The organism is Streptomyces sp. 3N207 (assembly GCF_052246355.1).
In the GTDB taxonomy this organism is placed as follows: domain Bacteria; phylum Actinomycetota; class Actinomycetes; order Streptomycetales; family Streptomycetaceae; genus Streptomyces.
Genome location: NZ_JBQQBV010000066.1, coordinates 1 through 1,096, shown reverse-complemented (window position 1 = coordinate 1,096; position 1,096 = coordinate 1). Strand labels below are relative to the sequence as shown.

The 1,096-nt window shown below is 69.1% G+C and carries 1 pseudogene; it reads left to right on the top strand.

Annotated elements, in window-relative coordinates:
• The first annotated feature begins 78 nt into the window (after positions 1-78).
• Positions 79-1,073: pseudogene (locus ACTWP9_RS36650) on the top strand (IS5 family transposase).
• Positions 1,074-1,096: the final 23 nt, after the last annotated feature.

Here is a 1,096-nt window from a genome sequence, read left to right as displayed (position 1 = left end):
CTAGGGCCTGTTCCAGGTTCCGATCATTGGTTTTGGGATTCGCCGGTGGCGGGCGGCTGGGCCTGGTAGTTGTCGAGGGTGGCGCGTGGTGATCTCTCGGATGCCGAGTGGGAGTTGGTGGAGCCGTTCTTGCCGGTGGGCGAGCGCGGCCCGGTCCCTGACCTGCGGCGGCTGTTCAACGCCGTGATGTGGCGGTTCAGGACTGGGTGTCCGTGGCGGGACGTGCCGCAGGAGTACGGCTCCTGGTCGACCGTCTACGGCGCCTTCCAGCGTTGGGCGCTGGCCGGGACCTTCCGGAGGCTGATGGAGGGGGTGATCGCCGAGGCGGCAGCCCGTGGACAGGTCGATCTCGGCCTGGTCAGCGTGGATTCCACGGTCGCGCGCGCTCATCATCATGCGGCGGGGATGGCCGTGGACCCGGAGTTGCTGGACGAGCTGGAGAAGGCCGTCACCGAGGAAAAGGGGATCCTCGAAAGGGGCAAAGCGCACCGGTAGCTCGGCCGGTCGGGAACGGCGACGACGTGGTGCGTGAAGAGCGGCGGCGTTTACGGCGGCGGAGCAGGGCCCGGTTTCGTGCGGCTGGACTGGGGCGTTCCCGGGGTGGGCTGACCACCAAGACCCACCTCGCGGCTGAACGCCGGTGCCGGCCGCTGTCGTTTGTCCTCACCCCGGGACAGGCCGCCGACAGCCCTCGCTTGGTCCCGGTGCTGGAGGGCATCAAGGTGCGTGGCCCGGTCGGCCGCCCGCGCACCCGGCCCGGCACCGTCGCGGCGGACAAGGCGTATTCCTCCCGCACCAACCGTGCCTACCTGCGGCGACGCCGCATCCGCGGTGTCATCCCGGAGAAGGCCGACCAGGCCGCCAACCGCAAGAAGAGGGGTTCTCGCGGTGGCCGCCCGGTCGGTCACGATCCGGACCTGTACAAGGACCGCAACACCGTCGAACGCTGCATCAACAAGATCAAGGAGTGGCGGGGCCTGGCGACCCGTTACGACAAGACCGCCACCAGCTACCTCGCCGGACTCCACCTACGCGGTGCCGTGCTCTGGATCCGCAGCCTCCGACCAACGTGATCCGAACCTGGAACAGGCCCTAG